This window comes from Luedemannella flava (assembly GCF_039528515.1).
GTDB classification, from domain to species: Bacteria; Actinomycetota; Actinomycetes; order Mycobacteriales; family Micromonosporaceae; genus Luedemannella; species Luedemannella flava.
In genome coordinates this window covers 1-22,212 of sequence record NZ_BAAALT010000064.1, presented here as the reverse complement: position 1 = coordinate 22,212, position 22,212 = coordinate 1, and the positions used below count along the sequence as shown (strand labels likewise).

The window sequence follows — 22,212 nt, the reverse complement described above, 5'->3', positions numbered from 1 at the left end:
GCCTCACGTGGGCGGCGCGCCTGCGTCCCCAACGCGACAGCCGTGGAGGGCCGTCGGCGTCCTGCGGGTACTGTCGAAACCCATCGAACGACACCGATGGAGCTTGCGGGGAGGGTGATGGGCGCGGACGACGCGACGGGGGTGTCGCCCGACCGCCTGGCGTCGGTGACGACGCTCGCCGAGCTGGCCGAGGTGTTGCACGCCTTGCGGCGCCGGTACGCGCGCCGCACCGGGCAGCCGGTGCCGACCTACCGCGACATCGCCGCCCGTGCCGGGTGGTCGCACAGCATCATCGGACAGTACTTCACCGGGCAGACGCTGCCGCCGCCGGACCGGTTCGACGTGCTGGTCCGCCTGCTCGGCGCGTCCCCCGGAGAGCAGGGCGGGCTGGCCACCGCGCTCGACCGCGTCGCCGACGGCCGTCGGCAGCGCCCGGCCGCGGACCCCAGCCGATCCGCGGTGCCGGCACAGCTGCCCATGGACGTGGCCGACTTCGTCGGGCGCGGGACCGAACTGGCCCGACTCGACGAACTGGCTGTCGCCGCGAGCCGGCTGATCGTCATCGTCGGCACCGGCGGCGTCGGCAAGACGTCGCTCGCCGTGCGCTTCGCCCACCGGTCCAGGGCGGCCTTCCCGGACGGGCAGCTGTTCGTCGACCTGCGCGGCTACCACCCGGAGCGACCGCTGCAGCCGGCCGACGCGCTGGCCGGCTTCCTGCGCGCGCTCGGCGTGCCCTCGCACGAGATCCCCGTCGACGAGCAGGAACGCGCGTCGCGCTACCGCACGGAGCTGGAGCACAAGCGCGCCCTCGTGGTGCTCGACAACGCGGCGACGGCCGAACAGGTGCGACCGCTCCTGCCCGGCTGCGGGACGTGCCTCGTGCTGGTCACGAGCCGGGACACGCAGGCCGGGCTGGTGGTGCGGCACGGCGCGCACCGGGTGGCCCTCGACGTGCTGCCGGACGCGGACGCCCTCGACCTGCTGCGGCGGCTGGCGGCCGAGCAGGTGAGGCGCGACCCGCCCGCGGCCCGGCAGCTCGTCGACCAGTGTGCCCGGCTGCCACTCGCCCTGCGCATCGCGGCGGAGATCGCCGTCGCCCGCCCGTCCGCCGGTCTGGTCGAGCTCGTCACCGACCTGACGGACGAGCAGCGCCGGCTGCGCCGGCTCAGCGCCGGCACCGACCGTCTCACCGCCGTTGACGCGGTCTTCTCCTGGTCGTACCGGCAGCTGGCGCCGGCCGCACGGCGCCTGTTGCGGACCCTGGGCCTGCACCCGGGGCGGGACTTCGACCGTTACGCCGCGGCCGCGCTCGCCGGTGTGCCCGTCGACCAGGCGGGGGACCTGCTCGACACGCTCACGCGCGCCCACCTCGTGCAGGTCGCCGCCGCCGGAACGGACGCCTCCCGCCGGTACCAGATGCATGATCTTCTGCGGGCCTACGCGGCGAGCCTGGCGCTCGCGCGCAACGCCCGGCCCGCTCCCGACACGGCGCGCGAGCGCCTCTACGGGCACTACGTGCGCGCCGCCGACCAGGCGGTGCACGCGCTCTATCCGGCCGATGTGGACCGGCGACCGCCGGCCGGGCGCGGGGCCGTCGCCTGCCCGCCGCTGGAGAACCCCACCGACGCGCTCGCCTGGCTCGACGTTGAGCGCGCCAACCTGGTCGCGGTGGTCGACGACGCCGTGGCCCACGACCGGTACGGGCACGCGGTGATGCTGGCCCGGGTCCTGTTCCGCTATCTGGACGGCGGCCACCCGCGCGAGGCCGTCGCCGTGCACACCCGCGCCGTGGAGGCCGCCCGGCAGCTCGCCGAACCGGCCGCCGAGGCCCGCGCACTCGGCGATCTCGGCAGCGCGTACTGGCAGCGCAGCGAACTGGCCCGGGCGGCCGACCACTTTCAGCGGGCACACGACCTGCTGACCGCGCTCGGCGACGAGGCCGGCCGCGTCCGGATGATGAACAGCCTGGGCATCGTGCACTGGCGGCAGGGTGCGCTGGCGGAGGCCGCCCGCTACTGCGGCGAGGCTATGGCCGGCTTCGCGCGGCTCGGCGATCCGCACGGTGAGGCCCGCGCGATGACGAACCTCGGCGTGGTCCGCCTGCGTCAGCACCGACTCGACGAGGCCGCCGACCTGCTGCGCCGCGCGCTGGTGACGCACCGCGACATCGGCTGCCGCGACGGCGGCGCGTACACGCTGACGAGCCTGGGGGAGGTGCTGGCGCGCCAGGGCCGGCCCGACGAGGCGGCCGCGCACCACCGTCGCGCCATCGAGGAGTTCCGCCAGGTGGGCGACGGCACGGGCGAGACGTACGCGCTGGACAACCTCGGCGCGGCCGAGCGCGACCTGGGCCGGCTGGCCGAGTCGGCCGAGTGCCACGTGCGGGCCCTGCGCCGGTTCACCCAGCGCGGCGACCTCTACGGCCAGGCCCGCTGCGTGCTCAACCTGGCGGCGCTGGCCGACCGGCGGGGTGGCCACGGGGAGGCGGTGCGGCACTACCGCCGGGCGATCGAGCTGGCCCGGCGCGTCGGCGACCGCGCCAGCGAGGCCGAGGCGCTCGACGGACTGGCTCTCGTGTCAGCCGGTGAGCCGTAGCCGGCGTCCGACACCCCGTGGGCGGTCGGACGCCGGCCGGTCGCGCGGGACGCTAACAGCTCAGGCCCTTGCGGCCGGTCCAACCGCCGATCAGGTACCACTCCTTGCGCCAGCTGCAGTACCCGACGTAGCTGAGGCTGCCGCCGGTCGGCGCGACCCAGTGCCGGCCCCGGTAGTAGCACGTCAACGTGTACAACCCGTCGCCCGAGCTTCCGGTCCGTGCCCCGGTATCCACGCCCTCGGCACCGCCCATGCCGCCGCCGATGAGAAAGCCCGGGTCCGTGGCCGGGCAGGTTGTTGCCGCCTGTGCCGGCGACGCCGACAGCAGAACCGTGCCGGCCGTTGCCAACATCAGCGTCACTCCTGCGAGAGCTACCCGCCGAACCATCTTCATACGCCTTCCCCTCGTCCATTCGCCGACGCGGCTGAGCCCGTCGCCGGAACCGATGACGGCCATTGTGGAGAGTCGATGTCCGCGGCTGGCTCGGTTCTGGACAGCGACGGACAGCGCTGGACAGGGCGGCGGTCGTCAACCGCGCCTCCCTGAGGACGGGCGTGCTTAGATCTGTCGAGCGTGCCGGATCAGCTTGGAGGCGTTCATGGTGTCGACACCACCGCTGCGACTGACCGAACGGATCCCGGCCGACCTGCCGTTGGTGGTGCACCACAACGTCCGTAAGCGGCTGCTCGTGTACGGGTCGGCGTACTTCGCGTGGTGCCTGGTGCTGCTCGGTCCGGCGGCGCTACTGGTTCCCACCACCGCCGGCCGCGGCGTGATCGCCGTCGTCGTCGCCGGTGGCTGCCTGGTGCCGGTCGTGGGTTTCCTGCTCGGGGTGTACCTGTGGGCGCTGGCCTCGCGCGGCCCGGTGCTCGCCGCCGGGCCGGATGGCATGTGGGTCAAATGCCGGTCGGTGCCCGTGCGGGCGGTCTGGCTGCCGTGGGAGTCGATCGAGCTGGTGAGCCGGAGCCGCTGGTGGGCGTTCGAAAGGATGATCAAGATCCGGCCACGCGACCCGGACATCCGCCGGCAGTTCGGCCCGGCCGGTACGTTCGACGCCACGATCGGCTGGTGGTACTTCGGCCCACCGCTCAGCGCGCTGCTCAGCTTCACCGACCGCGCCGAGTCGGAGGTCCTGGCCGCGATCGAGCGCTACAGCGCGGGCCGGCTAACGTAGCGGCATGCGACTTCATGTCGGCTGCGCCATGTGGACGCACAAGGCGTGGCAGGCGCGGTGGCAGACCGGCCCGGACCGGCTGCGCGCCTACGCCAGCCGCTGCACCGCGGTCGAGGGCAACACGACGTTCTACGCGACCCCGACCAGCGAGACCGTGGCGTCCTGGGCGCGGCAGACCGGGCCCGACTTCCGGTTCGTGGTCAAGCTGCCGAGGACTGTCACCCACGAGCGCCGCCTCGCCGGTGCCGACGCCGAGTTGGGCGCGTTCCTGCGCGCCATCGAGCCGCTCGGCCCCCGGACGCACGCCGTGTGGGTCCAGTTGCCGGGGTCGTTCGGGCCCCCGGACGTGGGCGTGCTCGCCAGCTTCCTGCGCCGCCTGCCGACCGCCCACCGCTACGCGGTCGAGGTGCGCCATCCCGACTTCTTCACCAGTCCCGGCGCGGCGCGGCTGCTGGAGGAGGCGCTCGCCGTGGTGGCCGCCGAGTGGGTGCCGTTCGACACCACGGCGTTCTTCCGGCACCCGCCGACCAGCGACGCGGAACGCGACGCGTGGACCAGGAAGCCGCGCCTCCCGTTGCGTACGACGGCGCTGACCGACCGGCCGATCGTGCGCTACCTGGGACGCGACGCCGACGAGGACACGATCGCGGGGTGGCTGCCCTGGGTCGACGTCGTGGTGGGCTGGCTGCGCGAAGGGCGCTCGCCGACCGTGTTCGTCCACACGCCCGACGACGCGCGGGCCCCGGATCTGGCCCGCCGCTTCCACGACGACGTGCGGGTCAGGGTGCCGGACCTGGCGCCGCTGCCCGACCCGATCGAAACGGCGCCACTCACGCTCTTCTAGATCCGTCGCGTCATCGGCTCGGCAACATGATCAGCCAGAGCGCCGGATGCAGGTCTACCGGGACACTCGTCACCGGCCGGCGGTATGGCCGGACCTCATGAGGTACTCATGGACCAGGCGGACCGCCATCGATCCCTCACCGACCGCTGACGCCACCCGTTTGATCGATCCGCTTCGGACATCGCCGGCGGCGAGTACGCCGGCTCGGCTGGTCTCAAGTGCGAACCGCTGGTGGCCACCGGTGCGCACGTATCCGTGGTCGTCGAGGTCGAGGCTGCCGCGCAGCCATCCGGTGCACGGTTGCGCGCCGATGAAGACGAACAGCAGGGCTGCCGCCAGCCGCCGGACTTCGCCGGTCCTGTTGTCCACGACGGCCAGCGCCTCCAGCACGCCGTCCCGGCCCACCGGTGCAGACACCTCGGTGTGGGGTGACACCTCGATGTCCGGGTCGCGCTCGATCTGGTCGACCAGGTAGCGGGACATGTCGCGGCCGAGGTCGTCGTGGCGGATGAGCAGCTGGATGCGCGACGCGTGCCGAGCCAGGTAGAGCGTTGCCTGTCCGGCGGAGTTGCCGCCGCCGACGACCACCACGGGCTGGCTCTGGCAGAACCGGGCTTCCATGGCCGTGGCGGCGTAGTACACGCTGGTGCCTTCGAACTCGGCCAGGCGTGGTACGTCGAGCCGGCGGTACCGGGCGCCGGTGGCGATCAGGACGGTGCGGGCGGTGATCTCGTCCGCCCCGTCGAGGTCGACCGTGTGGTACCCGTCGCGTCGGTCAAGCCGGACCGCCTCGGCCGGGACGCTGAAGCTGGCGCCGAACTTCTCGGCCTGGATCACCGCCCGGTCGGCCAGCTCGGCGCCAGAGATACCGGTGGGGAAGCCGAGGTAGTTCTCGATACGCGACGACGTGCCGGCCTGGCCACCGGTCGCGACCGCGTCGAGGACGACGGTCGACAGGCCCTCGGACGCGCCGTAGACCGCGGCGGCCAGCCCGGCCGGCCCGGCACCGATGACGATGAGATCCCGGATCGCGTGCGGGGCACCGGACAGTGGCAGGCCCACGACCCGCGCCAGCTCGGCGTTGCTCGGGTTGCGCAGCACCTGGGCACTGCGCCAGACCACCACCGGGGCCTGCTCGGGCGGCACGCCGATCCGTTGTAGCAGCGCCTCGGCGGCGGGGTCGTGCTCCAGGTCGATCCAGGTGTGCGGTACCCGGTTGCGGGCGGCGAACTCCCGCAGCCGTCGGGTGTCCGGTGAGTACCCCGAACCGATGATCCGAATGCCGGCCACCGACCCGGCGAGCAGGTCCCGCCGGCAGACGAAGGCGCGCAGGATCAGGTCACCCAGTACCGGGTGCCGGCTCACCAGCCGGCCCAGGTCCGGCACCGGGACCTCGAGCACCTCGCCCGGCTCGTCGACCACCGACGACACGAACGCCGGCTGGCCGGTGAGCAAACCGACCTCGTCGAGGAACCGGCCGGGACCGTGTACCCGCACCAGCCGCTGGGATTCGGTGCCGTATCCGTCGTACACGGCCACCTTCCCGGCGAGGACGACGATGAAGTCCCGGTCTCGCTGGCCCTCGTGGATGAGGACATCTCCCCGCTCGGTGCGCCGGGTCCGGCCACACTCCCGCAGCAGGGCGATCTGCTCCTCGTCCAGCCGGGGGAACGCACCACCCTGGTCGGGTGTCTCGGCGGTCATGCGGCGCCGCCCGGCTGCCCGGCCGTGGCCCTCTCGCCCAGGGCTGCCTCGACCCAGGTGCGCAGCGCGGCCGCCGGAGCGGCACCGGTCTGGCGCGCGACGACCTGCCCGTTGTCCAGCACGAGAAGCGTCGGTACCGCCTGCACCCCGAACCGCGCCGCGAGCTCGGGCGACTCATCGACGTTGACCTTCACCAGCTTCACCGTGCCGGCAAGTTCGGTGGCGACGCGGTCGAGTGCGGGGCTGACGGTCCGGCACGGTGCGCACCACGGCGCCCACAGGTCGACGACCACCGGTACGGTGGACTGCCCGGCGACCTCGGCGAAGTCGTCGTCGCCGGCCCTGGCCACCCACGGCAGGCGGCGATGGCAGTTGCCGCACCGGGGCGTCCCGGTGGCGACGGCCGGCACCCGGTTCTTGCGCCCGCAGTTCGGGCACTGCATGATCTCGGTCGCCACGTCAGGCCTCCGGAGTTGTCATGGGCGCCGGTCGGCTCGTCACCATCGATGTCGATCCGGATCAGTGCGCCGCTGCGGACCTCTTTCTGTGGCAGCGCCCAGCCGATGCATATCTCTGCCGCGCGGGTGGCCGCGCTCCGTACACGGGGTCGTAGCCACGCTTGGCGATGGACCGACGGCGTGTGAAGTTCACTACCCACCGGGGAGCCACCTAACCCAACAATCGCCCGCTACGTGAAGATTGCGCCGCCACTCCGGATGGCGGGGCCGGTCATCCGGGTCATGGGGCCGACCGCGGGCCGGTTGTCGTAGGCATTGAGGCTGAGCCAACCGGGGGACCTCGCCGAGCAGCTGCACCGACAGGGACTCACCGTGATCTGTGAGGAGAACAGCTATGACTTCGCTCCAGCTGACCAACCGGATCGTGATGGCGATGCAGGCCGCCGAAGTTCAGCACCGTCTTGTCGCGGTCGGCGGATGGTATGACGACGTCAACGTGCCAGGCCCACAGCTAGGGCTGTTGGACGGTTGCCGGTCATCGCGGGGTGGCGACGTCGTTGGCGACGGCAAGACCTCACATCGACGTGCATGATGGGAGATATGGCGGACGAGCGTTCTACGAACGCGACGGATTCACCGCACCGTCCGCTGACGTGGCAGGCGGCCTTCGACGATCCGGTGGAGTGGGTCGCGGCGGTCCAAGCGCGGTTGCCCGACCAACCGGCGGTGGCGTCGGGTTCAGCCTCGCGGACCAGGATCGGGTTGGCGTTTGAGCTCGCGGTCGGCCTCGTTCTCGTGGTCGATGCGTACCAGGACCGGATCGCTCGCCTCCCGGTCGAGCGGGCCGAATGGATACGGGCCCAGGTTGAGCTCTATCGGTTGGCCGGCGGTCATGATCAGGTCGGCTCGCTGCTGCAGGCCGCGTGCTACATGGCTGCGCTGGATGAGTTCGTCGTCAAGTACGGGTTGTGGGGTTCCGCGGAGCAGGCTCTGCAGATCACGACCATGCTGATAGGCATGGACTGGCCGGCGAAGCTGTGGACCGCGGCAGAAGGGGAGCTGCGAGCACTATGGTCGGTGCATTGCGCGTCTGGTCGCGAGGAATTGCACAGCTGGGGTGACGTCGTGGTGAGCGTGCCGCTGCAGCGCAGCACTGGCGTGTGTGGCGAGTTCGTGTCGGCGTACGCGGACCTGATCGTCGGCCCGCTTCTCGTTGAGATTAAGACAGGTCATGTCAGCTCTGACTGGGATCTGCGCGACGCTTATGACCAGCTCGCTCGATACGCCAGACTCGCCCCCGCAGCGGGCCATCCCATCACGACCTTGGGCCTGTACCTCGCCCGGTACGGGCAGTTGCTGACCTGGCCGGTGAAGTGAGTAGAAGCTGTCCCACGCTGTCCGCCCCAGGCACACTGAAGGTGGTGGGGAGCCGGTCGAGCAGGGCCCGGATCCACCCGGCGCGCGCACCGCGCGTGCCCGTCACAGTAGGTCGACCAGGACCCGTTCGGCGAGTTCGACGGCCAGCGCCCGCGGGTCGCCCTCGCGCACCCTCTTGGTGGAGATGCCGAGGTTGACGATCAGCAGGTCTCGGTCGACCGCGACCATGAGCTTCGCGCCGCGCTCCTGCCATCTGGCGCGCATCCCGGAAACCGTCGTTTCCGCACCGGCTGCGGTCACGTCGACGCTGCCGGCCGTGCCGGTCTGGTACTGCACGTAGATTGCCGCCGACGTGCGGTCGGCGCCGTGGTGGTAGGCGCAGGCGATGTAGTTCTGGCCGCGCTCGGCGCGGTGGAACGGGATGTCGGTGCCGGCCGCGTCCGCCACCTCGGCACGGCTCAGCAGCGCGCACAGGTCCGGCAGCGCGGCCGCGGTAGTGGACCCGGGCGGGCTAGCGGTAGCCCGTGCGAACGGGTTCGCCACCCGCCCGTCCCCGGGCGACTTGCATGCCGCCAGGCTGAGCGAGCCGAGCAGGGCGAGCACCGCCAACGTGCGGGACGGGCACGGAGCGTGAGTCATCCGTACATGACAGAAGACGATCTTCCCTACGGCAACTCCCAGTCGGTTACAGGACACGCGTCGGCAGCCAGCGGGGCAGCCCGAAGCACGGGGGCGGGTGCGGGATGAACCGGTGGTCAGACCCGATGTTTGTGCCGGCGTCGGCGTTGATGCGATGTTGGGGTGGCGTACCGCTGAGGATCGCCTTCGCGTTCGGGTCGCTAGGGTGAAGATGATCGCGTACCTGGATGATTTGGGAGCTCCGATGCCACGAGTCGAGTTCGACGTCAGTAGTGGAGTTTCACCCGACCGGTTCCTTGCTGCCCTTACCGACTTCTCGCCGAAGCGCGCCGAGATCTGGCCCAACATTGATGCGCAGCACCTGAAGATTCACGAGGTCGGCGCGAACTCGGCCGACGTTACCGAGGGCTCCTCGATCGCGGGCGGGGTGTGGGAACGCAACTGCTACGACTGGTCCACGCCTGGCACCGTGCGGGTGGAGACGATCGAGTCGAATGCCTGGCGCCCTGGCAGTTTCTGGCTGTACCACGTGAAGCCGACCGACACCGGAAGCCACATCCATGTCACTGTCGATCGCCGGCCCGCGAGCTTCAAGGGGAGGTTGATCGCGGTGGTGCTTGTTATCGGTGGGCGTCGCGTCCTGCGCCGGGCCACAGAGCAGGTCTTGCAAAGGCTGCAACAACCAGCCGATTGAGTCGAGTTCGGGGCCTGTGCGGCCCGACACGAGCCGCGTTTCTGCCACCGCCAACGCTGCTGCGCCCATAGTGGCGCCCGGAGCGGACGACCTCATCAAGGAGTGTGATCGAAAGATCGCACGCTACCGGGCAGCGCTCGACGCCGGAGCCGACCCCGCCCTGGTCGCTGGATGGATAGCCGAAACACAGGCCGAGCGCAGCAACGCCCTCGCCCTTAGTAAGGCGGTCAGCCCGCGTGAGCCGCTCCAGGCCCAGCTAAACACCGAAGAGATCACCGAGCTTCTCAATCGGCTCGGCAACATGATCACTGTGCTTGAGCAGGCCCAGCCTGAGCACAAGATGGAGGTCTACCGGGCATTGGGGCTCAAACTCACATACCGCCCAGAAACACAAACGGTGCACGCCGAGATCGATCTTGGCATGCACCGTTGGGATATGGTTCGTGTCGAAGGGGGGACTTGAACCCCCACGTCCCTAAGGACACTAGCACCTCAAGCTAGCGCGTCTGCCATTCCGCCACTTCGACGTGTCACCCATGGTACCCACGCTGGGAACTTCCGTCCCCGCGTGTGCCCCAGGCGCACGAGGGAACACTGTACACGGCGCCGTAGCCGGGGTGCGAGCGGGATCCACAGCGCGTCCCCGGGGCGTTCGGGCTGTCCACAGGACAGACGGTGAGGGTGGCGCGACACGGCGCAACGAGGCAGCATGGCGGACATGCCTGGGGAGCCGCACCGCGTCACGCCTGCCGAACCGCTGGCCGGAGTGCTCGCGCAGGCGCGGCGGCGGGCGGAGGCCGGCGACCTGACGGGGGCCCGGTCGGCGGTGGAGGCCGGTCTTGCCGCCGCGGAGGCCGATCTCGGTCAGTTCCACCCCGATCTCACGTACGCCATGGTGGATCTTGCCACGATCGCCCGTGAGCTGGGCAATCTCACCGAGGCGCAGCGCCAGCTCGGTCGGGCGCACCGGATCCTGATCGCCACCGTGGGTCGCGACGACGCCCGCACGTTCGCGATCGAGATCCGCATGACGCGGGTCAACCTCGAGCTGGGCGACTCGACCTATGAGCTGGACCGGCATCTCGTCGAGGTCGGCGCCCGCGTGCTGGGCGAGGACAACGCCGCGGTGGTCCAGGCCCGCGTCCGCCTCGGCCCCGCGTGGATTCCCCCAGGGAGTACGCCGCCGGAGCCCACCCCGGCGCCCCACCCGGCCCCGGCGGCCGCGCCGGTGATCGATCTTGGCGGCGAGCCCGACCGGGCCGCATCCGAACCGGCCGCACCCGCACCCGCACCCGAACCCGGGCCGCCGCCCCAGCAGGCCGCCGAGGTGACGCCCTCGGCCTGGGCGGACGCGGGGGAGTGGTCGGACCCGACGGGCTGGTCCGGCTCCGGCTGGACCGCACCCGACCCGTCCACCAGCACCGAGCCGTACGCCCCGGTGCCCGGCGCGCCGGGCGTCTTCGGCCTGCACCCGGACCGTCAACCCGCCCAGCCGGGGCCGGCCGCCGGTCCTTCCGGGAGGCCACCGGGCGGACCCGCCACACCGCGTGACGACCCCAACCAGCGGCCGGCGCCGATCCCGCCCGACGCCCCGCTGTACATCCCCGAGCAGTACGACTCGGGTGGGTGGGCCGCCGCGGCCAGCAACGAGCAGACCGAGCCGCAGACCTGGAGCCCGCCGCGCCAGGCGGGCGCCGCCCAGCCGCAGGTATGGGCGCCACCCGGGTGGCAGGGGCCGGCCGAGCCGGCCTGGGAGACGGACCGGTCCAGGGGCCGCCGGACGTTGCTCATCGTCGCGTCCATCGTCGGCCTCATAGTGCTGGCGGCGGGCACCGTCGTCGCGATGCAGGCATTGGCCCCGTCGGCGACGGACGCGAACCGTGGCGGGGCCACCGGGGCGCCACCGGCGTCCGCGAGCCCACCGCCGGCGTCGCCGTCGGCGGCCCCGTCCGCGCCGCCGACGAAGAAGCCGCGCAGCACCCCGCCGCCGACGACCGTCGCGTCCGGACAGACGCCGGCGACCGGCACGACGCCGACCCGGCTCAAGCTCACCGACGAGGGCACGTCGGTCACGATCACCTGGCAGGACCCGTCGGACGGGACGGTGCCGTTCATCGTCGCGGGCGCCCGCTCCGGCGAGGAGTCGCACCCGATGCAGAGCATCCCGGCGGGCCGCACCCGGTCGACGATCCACGGCCTCAACACGAGGTACGACTACTGCTTCACGGTCGCCGCGGTGTACTCGATCGATGTTGTCGCGCGCAGTACGCAGGTGTGCACGCACCGGCTATCCACAGCAACTACGCCATAGGGTTTCGCCTATACCCAATCCGCCCCTATGATGGGCGGCGCCTCTGGGGGAGGACCAACGAGTGGGGGCCCGGACATGAGCGACCTACGGGCAGAGGACGACGTCCGAGTGGACGACGCACGCACCGAGGGCGACGAAGTCCCGCCGGTGGACGGCACGACCAGCGAAAAGCGCGCGAGCCGGGGCAGTCTCGTCACGCTCACCACCGTTATCGCGCTGCTCGCCGCGACCGGTCTCACGCTGCTCGGTCTGGGCGCGGCCGACAACGCGGTGGCCAACTTCGACGCGAACTCCTGGGTGTGGAGCTCCGGCAAGGGCGAGGTCGACCGCATCAACGGCATCACCGCCAAGGTGGACACGCGTCAGCAGGTCAAGGACGCCCGCAACCACGACCTGCAGGTCACCCAGAACGACCGCTTCCTCATCCTCCGCGACCTGCAGACCGGGCAGGTCACCGCGATGGACCTGGCCACCCTTCAGGTCGCCTCGGTGATGAAGACCATGCCCGGCGTCGGCGTCACGGTCGTGCTGCACGACGACGTCGCGTTCGTCATCGACACGACGCTGGGCCAGGTGCGCCAGCTCGACCCGCGCACGCTCGCGCCCACCGGTGACATGCTCGCCTTCCCCCGCGGCATCACCTCCGGCGAGTTCGACGGCAAGGGCGTGCTGTGGCTGGCCGTGCCGCAGGAGGGCACGGTCGTGGCGATCACGCCCGGTAAGAACGGCGAGAGCCCCAAGGTGAGCCGCACGGTCAACGTCGCGCCGCCCAACCACGACCTCGCCCTGACCGTGCTCGACAACGGCGTGGCCGTGCTCGACAACACCGCCGGCACGCTGACCCGGGTGTCCGGTCAGGACAAAGTCGACGGCCAGAAGGGCGACGCCGGCACGACGCCGTCGGCGCTGCCGCTGACCGGCCCCGGCGTCCTGCCGCCCCGCTCCAGCGGCGGTCCGATCGCGGTGACCGTGAGCGCCGACCGGCACGTGGTCGTGCTCGACGGCGAGCGGCTCGTCGAGTTCGACGTGCCCGGCAGCGGGGCGCTGCAGCCCGTCGTCGCGTTCGCCGGCCACTTCTACTGCGCCGACCCCGACGCGGGCGTCGTCTACGAGTTCGACGGCAACGGCAAGCAGGTCAACCAGATCAGCATCGCGGCCGCCGGCGGCCCGCTGGAGCTGGAGGTCCGCGAGGACCACCTGTTCATCAACGCGCCGGACGGATCGACCGCCCGCGTCGTCGACGACAAGCACAAGGTCAGCAACGTCGACAAGTACCAGAACGAGATCCTCGGCGGCGACCCGCCGCCGCCACCGCCGGAGCCGCCGACGCCGCCCAAGCCGGTGGTGACCGTGCCCGGCCCGCCGCAGCGGGTCAACGCCTCCGCGGGTGACAAGTCGGTGCGCCTGACGTGGCGCAAGGGCCGCGAGAACGGCGCGGCCATCACGAAGTACGTCATCACCGGTGGTCCCGGCGGGCCGGTCGAGGTCGGCGCCAACCAGCGCTCCGTGCTGATCGAGGGCCTGACCAACGGCGAGACGTACCGGTTCAAGATCCATGCGGTGAACAAGAAGGGCGCCGGGCCGGACGCGACCAGCAACGCGGTCATGCCCACGTCCGACGTGCCCGACCCGCCGACCGGCCTGGTCGCGAAGGAGCAGCCCGACGGCACGGTCGACCTCACCTGGAAGGCCGCCAACGGCCAGGGCCGCAAGATCGTGCGGTACACGGTGACGTCGGTGGCCGGCGGGACGCAGACCCCGGTCGGCGACGTGAAGACCACCAAGATGACGGTCGCGGCCGGCACCCTGGAGTACGGCACGCAGGTCGCGTTCACCGTCGTCTCCGTCAACGACAAGGGCGGCGGCAGCGCCCCGTCCGAGGTCAGCAACGTCGTCATCCCGTTCACGAAGCCGGGCGCCCCGGGCAACGTCAGCGCGGCCACGGTCGCCAACAAGCAGGGGTCGGTCCAGGTCAGCTGGGAGAAGGCCGACGACAACGGCCGACCCGTCACCGCATACGTGGTGAAGGCGAACGACACCGAGACCGAGGTGACCGACACGTCGGCGACGCTGAGCGGCTTCGGCGACGACACGGCCGTCACGGTCACCGTCGCCGCGGTGAACGAGGCAGGCTCCGGCCCGACCGGCACCGCCACCGCGCGCACCATCGGCAAGCCGACCGTGACGTTCACCCGGGACACGTCCGACTACAACTCGGTGTCGGTCACGTTCACGCCCAACAACAAGGGCGGCACGGCCACCTGCAAGGTCGCGGTCAGCGGCGCGGGCAGCAAGTCCGCGAAATGCACCACGTCACCGATCACCATGACGGTCACCGGGCTGTGGCCCAACGGCTCGTACGACTACACGATCACGGTGACCAACGCGGCCGGCACGGCCTCCGTGAGCCGGACGAAGAAGACCAGCACCATGAAGGCCACCACGATCTGCAAGGTCGCGTCGTACTGCAAGGACGATGTGTGGGCGTACTTCTCGCCCTCGCAGACGAGCACCGCCGCCCGGGCCTACGGCGACGGCGACACGATCACGCCCGTGTGCGGCGTGACGGGCAACGCGACGATCAACGCCGAGCCGTACGGCGGCAAGAAGTCCAACAAGTGGATCGGGTACACCTACAGCGGCAAGCGGGAGTACTTCCCGTGGGCGTGGGCCACTCTCGACGGCGGGGACGACATCAAGATGCTGCCGGCGTGTTGACCCAAGGGCGGGCGTCCGCCCGCCCTTGGTCAACTTTCGGTCACCCGCTGGCGCGGGCCTGCCGGCACCACTAACCTTCGGCGCCGTGTCGTCTACCGTGGACGGCCCCCACCTGGAGGAATTCAATGCAGGGTGCAGAGCCGAAGCTCATCAAGGCGTGGCACGGCAAGTCGGCGCAGGAGCTCGCCGACGCCCCCGTCACCGCGATCTACGGCGTCTCCGAGGGCGACGCTGAGCTGCTGGCCCAGGCCTTCGGCATCAAGACCGTCCGTGACTTCGGCACGAACAAGTACTTCCGGGCGGCGCAGGCGATCTCGGCGCTCGCCGACTGACCTTTACAGCGTCACGCGGGCACCGGACCGGCGTCCGGTGCCCGTCGCGTATCCCGCCCCCACAGTCGCGCCTCGATCGACTACGGTGTCGTTGATCACGTCCACTGTGGATGTATAGCTGATTGTGTCCGGCCCGTCACCGGTGGCACAGTCTTCCGGACCAGCGCGGCACGCCCGCGCGACGACCACCTGAAGGGGTGTGGCGACCATGATGGGGCCGTCCCACGCACTGTCCGGCGCTGCCGTGTGGCTCGCCGGTTCGTGGGCCCTGGAGGCCACCGGGGCGATCAATCCGCAGACGCCGCTGGAGATCGCCGTCGGCACCGCCGTCTGCGCCGGTGGCGCGCTGCTGCCCGACCTCGACCTGTCCGGCCGGGTCACCACCGGTCAGGGCGGCGCGACCGTGGCGCACACGTTCGGCCGGGTCACCATGTTCCTCGCCGAGGTGATCGAGAAGTTCTCCCTGGGCGTCTACAACGTCACCCGGCTGGGCCGCGACCCCGAGCGCCACAACGGGCACCGCACGCTCACCCACACGCTCATCTTCAACATCGGCGTGGGCGTCGGCACGTGGCAGCTCGCGCTGCACTACGGCAAGTGGGCCGTCATCGGCATCATGTTCTTCATGGTCGGCCTCGCGCTGCGCGGCCTGTTCGACAAGTGGGCCGCCCGCGCCGGCTGGGTCATCGTCACCCTCGTCTCCGGCTGGGCCGCCTTCTTCACGTACGCGAACATGCACGGTGACCGGGGCTACCCACTGCTCGGCGTCGCCGTGGGCGTGGGTGGCCTGGTCCATCTCGCCGGCGACGTGGTGACGAGCCACGGCTGCCCGCTGTTCTGGCCCGTGCCCACAGGCAACCGGCTGTGGCGCAACATCGGCGTGCCCGACGCGCTCGTCGTAGAGGTCGGCGGCAAGGTGGAGACCGTCGTCCTGCGGATCGTCTTCACGGCCGTCGCTCTGATCTCCATCGCCGGGCTCGGCGTGCCGTTCCTGATGGACCGGTTCAACATCCAGTGGTGAGCCGCGTGGCGGTAAGGTGTGCCGGCAGGCGTGGCGACGAGCTGGAGACGACGTGCGGGTGAGGCTTCGGTGCGGGTGAGGCGGCCGTGACGGCGGGGCCCCACGGCGACGGCGAGGTGCCGGCCTTCTGGCAGGCGCTCGGGCTGCCGGGCCTCGCCGACATCCACGTCCACTTCCTGCCGGCGCGCAACCTGCAGCGCATGTGGCTGCGCGCGGACGAGGACTCGCTGGCCGGCGGGCACCTGCCCGCGTACGTGTACCGGTGGTCCGACGAGGAGCGCGTCGCCCACCTACGCGAGCTGGGCGTACGGGCGTTCACCGCCCTCGCGTACGCCCACCAGCCCGGCATGGCCGACGGGCTCAACGCCTGGACGCTCGACTTCGCCGCGCACAACCCGGGCTGCATCCCGTCGGCGACGATCTACCCCGAGCCGGGCGTCAACCGGTACACGAAGGCCGCCCTGGACGCGGGCGCCCGCGTGTTCAAGGTGCACGTGCCGGGCGGCGGCTTCGACCTGACCCACGCCCGGCTCGACCCGGTCTGGGGCATGCTGGCCGACGCGGGCGTGCCCGTCGTCATCCACGTCGGCGGCGAGGCCCGCACGACCGGCCCCGACCCGCTGGAGGCGGTGCTGCGCCGCCACCCGACCCTGCGGGCCGTGGTCGCGCACCTCGGGGCCCCGGACTACGAGCACTTCGTCGCGCTCGCCGAGCACTACGAGCGGGTGTGCCTGGACACCGCGGCCGTGTTCACCCCCGGCTACGACGCCGCGTCGGGGGCGTGCCCGCGCCGTCTCCTGCCGCACCTGCGCGACCTCGGCCTGGCCGGCAAGGTGCTGCTCGGCTCCGACTTCCCCGCCATCGCGTACCCGTACGCGGAGCAGCTCGCCGGGCTTGCCGCCCTCGACCTCGGCGACGACTGGCTGCGGGCGGTGTGCTGGGACAACACCGCCCGTCTGCTCGAACTCTCCTAGCCCTCCGACTTCCCGCGCCGCCAGTAGCCCATGAACGCGGCCGTCTGGCGGGTCAGCACGCCCGACGCGAGCAGCTCGCGCCGCAGCGACATGACCACGCCCGACTCGCCCGCGATCCAGCCGTACAGGCGCCCGGTCGCCTCGCCCGGCACCTCCCACAGGTCGTCGTACTCGAGATCGGTGTTGATCAGCGACGTGTCCACGGGCCCGGCCGCGCCGACCCCCGTGGGCACCGGGGCCAACCGCGCGCCCGCCTCGAGGACGGCCGGCGCGAGCAGCTCGCCATGCGCCCGCGCCCCCCGGGCCAGCCACGTCACGGTCAGCCCGGGCGGCGCCGCCACCGGCAGCCCGTCGTCGGGGTGCGGCACCTCCAGAATCGCGGTCCCGCTCACCCCGGTCGGCAGTCGTTCCACAATCGAGAGTACGGCCGGAACGGCGCTCTCGTCCCCGGCGAGCAGGACGCCCGACGTGGCGAGGTCGGCGGTGCCGACCCGGCGCGAGAACTCCAGGCCGCCGTGCTCGCCCGGGTAGCCGGCGTCCGGCCCGAGCACGGCCACCGTGTCGCCCGGGCGCGCGCCCAGCGCCCACCGGGAGGCGGGCCCGATGTCGCCGTGCAGCGCCAGGTCGACGTCGAGCTCCCGCTCCGCCGGCCGCACGGCCCGCACCGTGTAGGTGCGCACCGGGTTGCGCAGCTCGTCGGGCAGGGCGCGCCACTGCGCGTACCAGTCGGGGCCCATCGGCATGTCCGCGAGCCCGCGCCCGTCGATCGGCAGGATCAGCTTGATCCGCTGGTCGTACCCGTTGTCGGCCAGCCGGTCGAGGTCCGGCCCGGTGAGCGTGGCCCGCACGAACGTGGGGCTCAGGCGCGTCATCCGCGCCACCCGTACGACGAAGAAACGCCACGGCTCGATCACTGCGACCTCCCGGTCAGCTGATGTCGACGGCGTTGAGGCGGGAGCGCCACAACAACCAGATGAAGTACGGGGTGCCGACCATCGCCGTGACGAGGCCGGCCGGGATCTGCGCCGGGGCGATCACGGTGCGTCCCAACGTGTCGGAGAGGCTGACCAGCAGGGCCCCGAGCAGGGCCGCCACCGGTAGCAGACGGGCGTGCGAGCCGCCGACCAGCGCCCGCGCGGCGTGCGGGGCGACCAGGCCGACGAACCCGATGACCCCGACCGCCGAGACGGCGGTGGACGCGAGCAGCGCCGCCGCCCCGAGCGCCAGCAGCCGGCTCCGCTCCACCCGCACGCCCAGCAGGCGTGGGGTGTCGTCGTCGAGCTGCAGCAGGTCCAGGTCGCGCCGCGCGACCGCGACGAGCGGCGTGAGGACGAGCAGCGCCACGGCCACGGGCGCCACCTGCTCGGCCGTACGCCCGTAGGTGGAGCCGGACAGCCAGGTCAGCGCCTTGCCCGTGTTCCACGGGTCGGTCGCGATGATGATGAACGTGATGACCGCGGCGCACGCGGACGAGACGCCCACGCCGATGAGGATCAGCCGGTCCGCGTCCAGCCCGCGCCGCCACGCCAGGCCGTACACCAGGGCGAACGCGGCGAGCGCGCCCGCGCCGGCGACGCCGGTCATGGCCCAGATCCCGGCGGTCGGCACGAGGCTGATGAGGGCGACCGCGCCGACCCCGGCGCCGCCGGTGACGCCCAGGATGCTGGGCTCGGCGAGCGGGTTGCGGCACACGGCCTGCACGGTGGCGCCCGCGATGGCGAGCGCGGCCCCGGCGAGCAGCGCGGCGACCACGCGCGGCCAGCGCGCGTCGAGCACGAACGTGTACGCCGGCCCGGTCTGGTCGCGCAGCCAGTTGACCACGTCGCCGAGCAGCACCCACGTGTCGCCGGCGAGCATGCCGAGCACCCCGGCGGCCACGGTCGCCACGGCACACCCGACGACCACCGCGACCGCGAAGCGGCCCGACCGCAGCCGGGCGGGGCGGGTGCCGGCGGCGCGGGCCGCGCGGCCCGAGTCGCGGTGCCGGCGGGCGAGCCAGATGAGCACGGCCCCGCCGACGAGGGTGGTGACGACGCCGGTGGGGATGTCGACGCCCGCCTGACCGCCGAGGGCGGCGCGCAGCAGCACGTCGGCGGCGACCAGGACGAGCAGGCCGGCGAGCCCGGCCAGCGGCAGCAGGACGCGGTGGCGCCGCAGGCCGGGCGCGAGCGGCGTGGCCAGCCGGGCGACGGCGGGCGCGCACAGGCCGACGAAGCCGATCGGCCCGACGAGGGTCACCGCGGCGGCGCAGAGCCCGACGGCCAGCAGCACGGCGACGACCCGTACGCGGCGCACGTCGAGGCCGAGGGTGGCGGCGCTGTCGTCGCCCAGGCGCAGGATGTCCAGGCGGCGGCCGAGCAGCACCACGCCCGCCAGGGCGGCCGCGATCACCGGGCCGACCAGCTTGATGGCGCCCAGGTCGGCGAGGTTCAGGGAGCCGTTGCCCCACGCGTACAGGCCGACGGTCTCCTGCTCGAACAGCAGGAACAGCAGCGTCGTCAGCGAGCTGAGCGCGAGCGTGGTGGCCGAGCCGGCGAGGATGAGCCGGGTGGGCCCGGAGCGGCCGCCGGCCGACAGCGCCAGCACGAGGCCGGCGGGGGCGAGGCCGCCGGCCGTCAGCACCGGCAGGGTGAGCCCGAACGCGGCGGCGGCCGTGACGGCCAGGTGGGCGCCGGACGTCACCGCGAGCGTGTCCGGCGAGGCCAGGGGGTTGCGGGCGATCGACTGCAGCGCGGCGCCGGCGACGCCGAGGCACAGCCCGGCGGCCAGGGCGGCGAGCAGGCGCGGCAGCCGGGAGGCGAGCAGGACCCGCGCGGTCTCGTCGCTCTCGCCGCCGGTGAGCAGGCGGGCGAGGTCGCCCACGCCCACCGACGAGGTGCCCTGGGTCAGGTGCACCGCGACGATCAGCGCGACCTTCGCGACCGCGACCGCGAACACCGCCACGAGCCGGGTGCCCCGGGCCCGGGGCGCGGGCGCGGGGGCCGGCGCGACGGCCGGCCCCTGCACCGAAAGAACCTGACTCACGCCCCGTACGCCTTGACCAGCTCGTTGATGTACTGGATGCAGGACTTCGGGCCGCCGAAGGTCCAGATGCCGTTGGGCAGCTTCGTGACCTGCTTGTTCTTCACGAACGTCAGCGACTCCCAGATCTTGTTGCCGGCCAGGCCGTCGGCGAACACGTCGTCGCCGTCGGAGGCGTTGTAGAAGAACGTGAGGTCGGCGTCCTTGAGCGCGAGCACGCCCTCGACGTCGGTGGTGCCGAGGCCCCACGCCGGGTCGACCTCGCCCTTCCACGCGTTGGTCAGGCCGAGCGAGATGGCCAGCTGCGACACCAGCGCGCCCTGGCCGAACATGCGGATGCTGATCGCGCTGCCCTGCTTCCAGCCGTCGGCCATGGCGTAGCCCTTGCCGGCGTTGCCGGCCGCGGCGATCTTCGCCTTGCCGTCCGCGATGGCCTTGTCCAGCTCGGCGAGGAGCGCCGTGGCCTTGTCGGTGGTGCCGGTCGCCTGGGCGATCATGGTGAGGTCGGTGCGCAGCCGGCCGAGGTTGTCGGTCGCGTCGCTGCCCTTGGTGACGATGACCGGGACGTACTTCTCGAGCTGGGCGACCAGCGGCGCGTCCCGCTCGGCCTCCATCACCACGAGGTCGGGCTGCAGGGCGACGATCGAGTCGACGCTGGGCTCCTGGCGGGTGCCGACGTCCTTGACGTCCGCCGGGAGGGGCGCGGCGGTGACCCAGGTGGCGTACCCCTTCGGGTCGGCCGCGCCGACCGGCTGGACGCCCAGGCTGACGAGCATCTCCAGCTCGCCCCACTCGAGGCCGACGACCCGCTTGGCCGGGGCCTTCAGCTCGACGGCCTTGCCGCGCGAGTCCGTGACGGTGACCGGGCCGCTGCCGGCGGTCGGCGTCTCCGTGCCGGTCTTCTCCTCGGTGGTGCCGCAGCCGGCGAGCGCGCCGGCGGCGATGGCCACGGCCGCGACGGCCGCGACGGCCCGGGTCCGCAGTCGGTTCATGGTGATCTTCTCCTGTATGGGGGTGCGCGGCATCGCCGCGGCTGCCGTCCGGCAGCTACGTGGTGGTGCTTTCCGTTGTTGAGCTACGCGGCCGCGTGCAGCCGCGCGGTGTGGCGCCCGACCGGGCGGGTGGTGACGTGCCCGGTGCCGGGGTCGACGCTGACCTCGATGCGGATGCCGTACGTGTCGGTGAGCGCGTCCCCGGTAAGGACGTCGGCGGGGGAGCCGGTCGCGCGGACGCGGCCGGCGTGCAGCAGGACGACCTCGTCGGCGACCGCGGCCGCCTGGTTGAGGTCGTGCAGCACCACGCCGATCGCCACCTCGTGGACGTCGGCGAGCTCGCGGATGAGGTCCAACAGCTCGACCTGGTAGCGCAGGTCGAGGAAGGTGGTCGGCTCGTCCAGCAGGAGTACGGCCGTCTGCTGGGCGAGGCAGGTCGCGAGCCACACGCGCTGCAGCTCGCCGCCGGACAGCTCGTCGACCGGCCGGTCGGCCATCGGCGTCACGCCGGTGACCTCCATGGCGTGCGCGACGGCCGCGGGGCCGTCGGGGTCGGCGCCGCTGAACCGGGCCCGGTGCGGATGGCGGCCGTACCCGACGACGTCGCGGACGCACACGCCGCTCGGCGTGGGGCGGCTCTGCGCCAGCATGGTCACCTGCCGCGCGTACGCCTTGGCGGGCAGGTCGAGCGCGTTCGCGCCGTCGGCGAGCAGGATCTCGCCGCGGTCCGGCCGGTGCAGCCGGGCGAGCGCGCGCAACAGCGTGGACTTGCCGCTGCCGTTCGGCCCGACGAGCGCGGTGACCCGACCGGGTCGGAGCGCGACGCGTGCGGAGTCGACGACGGGGTGCCCCTGGTAGCCCAGGCACAGGTCGACCCCACTGAGCAGCGGAGCGGAGGGGAGCGGCATGCGGTTAGGTTAGCCTAACCTCCTCAGGTGTCAACTGCCGCGAACTCCGCGCACCGTGCCCTTGTGGCGCGGGAGCCGGCGCGGAATTGGCCTTATGTGTCGAATGTCGGCCCGAGATTCCGTACGTAATTGGCCAAACCGCGTCCGGCCTGCCGCCGAAGGCGGGGGTCAGGCCACCACGAGGATGACGATGATCACGGCGGCGAGGACCGCCGCGCCGATCGCCCAGGGCGCCACGCGGCGGGCCACGCTGCCGCCCGCGAGCGCGAGCAGGTCCACGGGCTCCGGTTCGGCGGCCGCGACAGTGGCCGCTCCGGCGGACGTGGCGGCCGCTGACGGGGCGGCCCCTGACGGGGCGGCCGCGGACGCGGCGGCTGATGATGTGGCGGCTGCTGACGTGGCCGGCGCCACCGACGTGCCCGCGGCGGGGGTGGCGGGCGCGGACGTGG

At 72.4% G+C, this 22,212-nt stretch carries 20 protein-coding genes, 1 tRNA gene and 1 pseudogene; 12 read left to right on the top strand and 10 right to left on the bottom strand.

The features are described 5' to 3' along the window. Window positions 1–117 precede the first annotated feature (117 nt). Window positions 118–2,595, top strand: a complete 2,478-nt coding sequence (locus ABD211_RS12815) for an ATP-binding protein (protein WP_344129903.1) — start codon at window positions 118–120, stop codon at window positions 2,593–2,595. Between the two features lie 52 nt (window positions 2,596–2,647). On the opposite strand, the gene ABD211_RS12810 is transcribed toward ABD211_RS12815, so the two are convergent. Further along, window positions 2,648–2,947, bottom strand: coding sequence for a hypothetical protein (locus ABD211_RS12810; protein ID WP_344129900.1), 300 nt, complete (start codon window positions 2,945–2,947; stop codon window positions 2,648–2,650). A gap of 247 nt (window positions 2,948–3,194) precedes the next feature. Between ABD211_RS12810 and ABD211_RS12805 the strand changes: the two genes are divergently transcribed. Continuing rightward, window positions 3,195–3,770, top strand: coding sequence for a hypothetical protein (locus tag ABD211_RS12805; RefSeq protein ID WP_344129897.1), 576 nt, complete (start codon window positions 3,195–3,197; stop codon window positions 3,768–3,770). Window positions 3,771–3,798: 28 nt separating this feature from the next. Continuing rightward, window positions 3,799–4,614 (top strand): DUF72 domain-containing protein, encoded by an 816-nt coding sequence (locus ABD211_RS12800; RefSeq protein WP_344129979.1) that lies wholly within the window; start codon window positions 3,799–3,801, stop codon window positions 4,612–4,614. Between the two features lie 69 nt (window positions 4,615–4,683). Here the strand turns inward: ABD211_RS12800 and ABD211_RS12795 are convergent, their stop codons facing one another. Further along, window positions 4,684–6,318, bottom strand: a complete 1,635-nt coding sequence (locus ABD211_RS12795; protein ID WP_344129894.1) for an FAD-dependent oxidoreductase — start codon at window positions 6,316–6,318, stop codon at window positions 4,684–4,686. Continuing rightward, window positions 6,315–6,776 carry a thioredoxin gene (gene trxA, locus ABD211_RS12790; RefSeq protein ID WP_344129892.1) on the bottom strand — a complete coding sequence of 154 codons (462 nt, stop codon included), beginning with the start codon at window positions 6,774–6,776 and terminating at the stop codon, window positions 6,315–6,317. Before trxA ends, ABD211_RS12795 begins: the two co-directional genes overlap by 4 nt. A 394-nt stretch (window positions 6,777–7,170) precedes the next feature. Here trxA and ABD211_RS12785 point away from each other — a divergent pair, with 394 nt between their 5' ends. Continuing rightward, complete coding sequence (locus ABD211_RS12785; RefSeq protein WP_344129890.1) at window positions 7,171–7,368, top strand: hypothetical protein; 198 nt, start codon at window positions 7,171–7,173, stop codon at window positions 7,366–7,368. A gap of 8 nt (window positions 7,369–7,376) precedes the next feature. After that, window positions 7,377–8,153 carry a hypothetical protein gene (locus ABD211_RS12780; RefSeq protein ID WP_344129887.1) on the top strand — a complete coding sequence of 259 codons (777 nt, stop codon included), beginning with the start codon at window positions 7,377–7,379 and terminating at the stop codon, window positions 8,151–8,153. Between the two features lie 102 nt (window positions 8,154–8,255). Here the strand turns inward: ABD211_RS12780 and ABD211_RS12775 are convergent, their stop codons facing one another. Further along, window positions 8,256–8,792: a DUF3558 family protein gene (locus ABD211_RS12775; RefSeq protein WP_344129885.1), complete on the bottom strand. Its 537-nt coding sequence runs from the start codon at window positions 8,790–8,792 to the stop codon at window positions 8,256–8,258. A gap of 205 nt (window positions 8,793–8,997) precedes the next feature. Here ABD211_RS12775 and ABD211_RS12770 point away from each other — a divergent pair, with 205 nt between their 5' ends. Further along, window positions 8,998–9,486 (top strand): hypothetical protein, encoded by a 489-nt coding sequence (locus ABD211_RS12770; protein WP_344129882.1) that lies wholly within the window; start codon window positions 8,998–9,000, stop codon window positions 9,484–9,486. Between the two features lie 16 nt (window positions 9,487–9,502). Further along, a complete protein-coding gene (locus ABD211_RS12765) occupies window positions 9,503–9,949 on the top strand; it encodes a hypothetical protein (protein ID WP_344129879.1) in 447 nt (148 codons plus the stop codon). Here the strand turns inward: ABD211_RS12765 and ABD211_RS12760 are convergent. Next, window positions 9,931–10,013 (bottom strand) — tRNA-Leu (locus ABD211_RS12760). The genes ABD211_RS12765 and ABD211_RS12760 overlap by 19 nt on opposite strands. Before the next feature lie 182 nt (window positions 10,014–10,195). Here ABD211_RS12760 and ABD211_RS12755 point away from each other — a divergent pair. The 5 genes from ABD211_RS12755 (at window position 10,196) to ABD211_RS12735 (ending at window position 16,842) form a co-directional block, all read left to right on the top strand. Then, window positions 10,196–11,797, top strand: coding sequence for a hypothetical protein (locus tag ABD211_RS12755; RefSeq protein WP_344129876.1), 1,602 nt, complete (start codon window positions 10,196–10,198; stop codon window positions 11,795–11,797). 108 nt (window positions 11,798–11,905) lie between these two features. Next, a complete protein-coding gene (locus ABD211_RS12750; protein ID WP_344129873.1) occupies window positions 11,906–14,515 on the top strand; it encodes a fibronectin type III domain-containing protein in 2,610 nt (869 codons plus the stop codon). Window positions 14,516–14,640: 125 nt separating this feature from the next. Next, the gene (locus ABD211_RS12745; protein ID WP_344129869.1) at window positions 14,641–14,847 is read left to right on the top strand and encodes a hypothetical protein; all 207 of its coding nucleotides are present in this window, start codon (window positions 14,641–14,643) and stop codon (window positions 14,845–14,847) included. Window positions 14,848–15,055: 208 nt separating this feature from the next. Then, the gene (locus ABD211_RS12740; protein ID WP_344129866.1) at window positions 15,056–15,868 is read left to right on the top strand and encodes a metal-dependent hydrolase; all 813 of its coding nucleotides are present in this window, start codon (window positions 15,056–15,058) and stop codon (window positions 15,866–15,868) included. Between the two features lie 86 nt (window positions 15,869–15,954). Beyond that, entirely contained in the window at window positions 15,955–16,842 is an 888-nt protein-coding gene (locus ABD211_RS12735; RefSeq protein WP_344129863.1) for an amidohydrolase family protein, read from the top strand. On the opposite strand, the gene ABD211_RS12730 is transcribed toward ABD211_RS12735, so the two are convergent. From ABD211_RS12730 to ABD211_RS12710, 5 genes and pseudogenes are all read right to left on the bottom strand, one after another. After that, window positions 16,839–17,714, bottom strand: a complete 876-nt coding sequence (locus tag ABD211_RS12730; protein WP_344129976.1) for a siderophore-interacting protein — start codon at window positions 17,712–17,714, stop codon at window positions 16,839–16,841. The two genes, ABD211_RS12735 and ABD211_RS12730, sit on opposite strands and share 4 nt — an antisense overlap. Before the next feature lie 55 nt (window positions 17,715–17,769). Beyond that, window positions 17,770–19,866, bottom strand: a complete 2,097-nt coding sequence (locus ABD211_RS12725) for an iron ABC transporter permease (protein ID WP_344129860.1) — start codon at window positions 19,864–19,866, stop codon at window positions 17,770–17,772. After that, entirely contained in the window at window positions 19,863–20,855 is a 993-nt protein-coding gene (locus ABD211_RS12720; RefSeq protein ID WP_344129857.1) for an ABC transporter substrate-binding protein, read from the bottom strand. The genes ABD211_RS12725 and ABD211_RS12720 overlap by 4 nt, the downstream gene beginning before the upstream one ends. Before the next feature lie 83 nt (window positions 20,856–20,938). Further along, entirely contained in the window at window positions 20,939–21,763 is an 825-nt protein-coding gene (locus ABD211_RS12715; protein ID WP_344129855.1) for an ABC transporter ATP-binding protein, read from the bottom strand. 168 nt (window positions 21,764–21,931) lie between these two features. Then, window positions 21,932–22,212 (bottom strand): annotated as a pseudogene (locus ABD211_RS12710) (SRPBCC family protein); the annotation flags it as partial.

Excerpts from the sequence above, each read along its gene's own strand:
- ABD211_RS12815 (WP_344129903.1), top strand. The coding sequence starts at position 118 with ATGGGCGCGGACGACGCGACGGGGGTGTCGCCCGACCGCCTGGCGTCG.
- ABD211_RS12810 (WP_344129900.1), bottom strand. The coding sequence starts at position 2,947 with ATGTTGGCAACGGCCGGCACGGTTCTGCTGTCGGCGTCGCCGGCACAG.
- ABD211_RS12805 (WP_344129897.1), top strand. The coding sequence starts at position 3,195 with ATGGTGTCGACACCACCGCTGCGACTGACCGAACGGATCCCGGCCGAC.
- ABD211_RS12800 (WP_344129979.1), top strand. The coding sequence starts at position 3,799 with ATGTGGACGCACAAGGCGTGGCAGGCGCGGTGGCAGACCGGCCCGGAC.
- ABD211_RS12795 (WP_344129894.1), bottom strand. The coding sequence starts at position 6,318 with ATGACCGCCGAGACACCCGACCAGGGTGGTGCGTTCCCCCGGCTGGAC.
- ABD211_RS12785 (WP_344129890.1), top strand. The coding sequence starts at position 7,171 with ATGACTTCGCTCCAGCTGACCAACCGGATCGTGATGGCGATGCAGGCC.
- ABD211_RS12780 (WP_344129887.1), top strand. The coding sequence starts at position 7,377 with ATGGCGGACGAGCGTTCTACGAACGCGACGGATTCACCGCACCGTCCG.
- ABD211_RS12775 (WP_344129885.1), bottom strand. The coding sequence starts at position 8,792 with ATGACTCACGCTCCGTGCCCGTCCCGCACGTTGGCGGTGCTCGCCCTG.
- ABD211_RS12755 (WP_344129876.1), top strand. The coding sequence starts at position 10,196 with ATGGCGGACATGCCTGGGGAGCCGCACCGCGTCACGCCTGCCGAACCG.
- ABD211_RS12745 (WP_344129869.1), top strand. The coding sequence starts at position 14,641 with ATGCAGGGTGCAGAGCCGAAGCTCATCAAGGCGTGGCACGGCAAGTCG.
- ABD211_RS12740 (WP_344129866.1), top strand. The coding sequence starts at position 15,056 with ATGATGGGGCCGTCCCACGCACTGTCCGGCGCTGCCGTGTGGCTCGCC.
- ABD211_RS12730 (WP_344129976.1), bottom strand. The coding sequence starts at position 17,714 with ATGACGCGCCTGAGCCCCACGTTCGTGCGGGCCACGCTCACCGGGCCG.
- ABD211_RS12720 (WP_344129857.1), bottom strand. The coding sequence starts at position 20,855 with ATGAACCGACTGCGGACCCGGGCCGTCGCGGCCGTCGCGGCCGTGGCC.
- ABD211_RS12715 (WP_344129855.1), bottom strand. The coding sequence starts at position 21,763 with ATGCCGCTCCCCTCCGCTCCGCTGCTCAGTGGGGTCGACCTGTGCCTG.